This is a genomic window from Sphingomonas faeni (assembly GCF_024273235.1).
GTDB classification, from domain to species: domain Bacteria; phylum Pseudomonadota; class Alphaproteobacteria; order Sphingomonadales; family Sphingomonadaceae; genus Sphingomonas; species Sphingomonas faeni_A.
Map to the genome: position 1 here is coordinate 1 of NZ_JANBVH010000083.1, position 2,270 is coordinate 2,270.

Annotated in this window: 2 protein-coding genes and 1 pseudogene; all 3 read left to right on the top strand. The window is 61.5% G+C overall.

The window, feature by feature from the left end; translation table 11 throughout:
• Positions 1-57 precede the first annotated feature (57 nt).
• Positions 58-1,157 (top strand): IS3 family transposase gene (locus NLI89_RS21545; RefSeq protein WP_254688783.1). Its coding sequence is split into 2 segments (ribosomal slippage): positions 58-310 and positions 310-1,157, totalling 1,101 coding nucleotides; the frame shifts between segments, so codons are not numbered across the junction.
• A gap of 218 nt (positions 1,158-1,375) precedes the next feature.
• On the top strand, positions 1,376-1,786 hold the full coding sequence (locus NLI89_RS21550; protein ID WP_254688784.1) for a PilZ domain-containing protein: 411 nt from the start codon (positions 1,376-1,378) through the stop codon (positions 1,784-1,786).
• 150 nt (positions 1,787-1,936) lie between these two features.
• Positions 1,937-2,163, top strand: a pseudogene (locus tag NLI89_RS21555) (IS481 family transposase); the annotation flags it as partial.
• Between the last annotated feature and the right edge of the window lie 107 nt (positions 2,164-2,270).

A 2,270-nucleotide genomic window follows, 5' to 3' on the forward strand; every position in this document is an offset into this window, starting at 1 on the left:
ATCCATGCTGAGTGAGAGTTTTCCGGCCCTTTGAAGCCTGCGGGCGAGGAGCTGGACATGAAGAAGACGAGGCACACCGAGGAGCAGATCGCGTTTGCGCTGAAGCAGGCGGAGACGGGTACGGCGGTGTCGGAGGTGATCCGCCGGATGGGGATTTCGGAGCAGACCTTCTACCGTTGGAAGAAGGTGTACGGCGGGTTGGGTGTCGGAGAGCTGCGGCGCCTGAAGCTGCTCGAGGAGGAGAACCGCAAGCTCAAGCAGCTGGTCGCGGACCTGAGCCTCGACAAGCACATCCTGCAGGACGTCCTGGCAAAAAAGCTCTGACGCCTGGGCGACGGCGTGAACTCGTCGCGCACGTCCAGGCGTCCCATGGTGTCAGCGAGCGACGTAGCTGTCTTGCGCTCGGCGTCGACCGGTCGTCGGTGCGTTACGTGTCGCATCGACCGGACCAGGCGCCGCTGATGCTGCGCATCCGTGACCTGGCGGCGACGCGGACGCGGTACGGGTATTTCCGCATCTACATCCTGCTGCGCAGGGAAGGATGGTTCGTGAATCACAAGCGCGTCTACCGGCTCTACCGGGATGATGGGTTGAGCCTTCGGCTCAGGCGTCCTCGTCGGAATGTCAGCGCCGCCAACCGCGACCGGCAACCTGCGGCTCTGGCGGCGAACGAGATGTGGTCGATGGACTTCGTCTCCGACGCGCTGTTCGACGGCCGGCGGTTGCGGGCGCTGACCGTGGTCGATGCATTCACGCGCGAGGCGCTGGCGATCGACGTCGACCAGGGCATCAAGGGTGAGCAGGTGGTTGAGGCGATGACGCGGATCACGCTGTCACGCGGCGCACCCAGGACCATCCGTGTCGACAACGGGCCGGAGTTCATCTCGAAGGCACTCGACCGCTGGGCGTACGAGAACGGCGTCACGCTCGACTTCAGCCGGCCGGGCAAGCCGACGGACAACGCCTTCGTAGAGTCGTTCAACGGCCGCCTTCGGGACGAGTGCCTGAACACGCACTGGTTCCTGTCCCTAGAGGACGCGCGAGCCAAGATCGAGGCTTGGCGGCGGGACTACAACGAGAGCCGTCCTCACACATCACTTGGCTGGATGACGCCGGTCGAATATGCTGCTGCCGCGGCCAAGATCGCGGCCGAATGAACGCCGGAAACTCACCCTCGACTTGGATGAGAAACCGGGGGACCCTCATACCAACCCCGGACTCCAGTTATGACTGGTAGAGCTTTGGGGAGCACGTCAATCTGAATCGCATTTCTCGGATCCCTCTGCGAAACGGTTAATTGTCAGCACTGACCGCCTTATGCTTCGTTGCGTCGAATAGCTTTGCGTGCTTCAACGTCTTCCCGCATTTGTCCTGCATGACCGATGGCGTCGACCCAACAGAAGCAGGCGATCGCGTGACCGCGCAGCGGGAGCCTCGCCAAAGCGTTTTCCTGAGCACATCGCTTGAACGCTTTGGGAGCGCTGAGGCGACGCAACATCGCGTCCGTGATTTGTCTCCTAAGGGCATGCGCATCGATCAGGCAGCCGGTTTACAGGTTGGGGCAACAGTCCTTGTAGCAATCGGCCGCCTCGAGGCCGTTGGCGCAACGGTCGTGTGGGTAAAAGAAGACTCTGCGGGTTTGAGGTTCGCGGAAACTGTCGATCCGTACCTGGCACGGGGAAAAGCGGTCGTGCGTCCCAATGCCAACGTCCTGCCTAGCCGAGAAACGCAACCGGGGGCGACAGCAGGCTGGGTTGCCGATCTTGACGATGCCTATCGTAAATAACGGCGGAGACACTTACCAGCCAAACCGAATGTGGTCCGCCTTCCTCGCCCGGCACCGACCGCTGGCGATGGACCTCGGCCCGGATCAGGCTAAGTGTTTGATCCCACGGTTTGATGGTGCGATCCTTTCCTTGGAATGAAAGGAAGCCGCATGGGACAAGTTCGTTACGGGAGCGCCACGACCACGCACTCCGTTGGAGCAGCAATACAGTGATCGCAAGCTTCGCTCGCGACGCTGAGCCGTGAGTTGGGGATCAACCGGAAGACATTCGCCAAGTGGCGTAAGAGGGCGACGGTCGAGGATATGAAGACCGGGCCGAAGGCCCTCATTCAACAACCTTGTCCGAGGCTGAAGAGGCAATGGTTGTCGCGTTCCGGGAGAGTGTCCGATATTTTGTGCGCGAGGCCGGTTGTCGTTATCAGATGACGAACCTCTCGCCGAAGATCACGGCGAACTGGCTCTTCGCTTCACCCCACTCCCGCGG

Coding starts and splice junctions, on each gene's coding strand:
- NLI89_RS21550 (WP_254688784.1), top strand. CDS start 1,376: ATGACCGATGGCGTCGACCCAACAGAAGCAGGCGATCGCGTGACCGCG.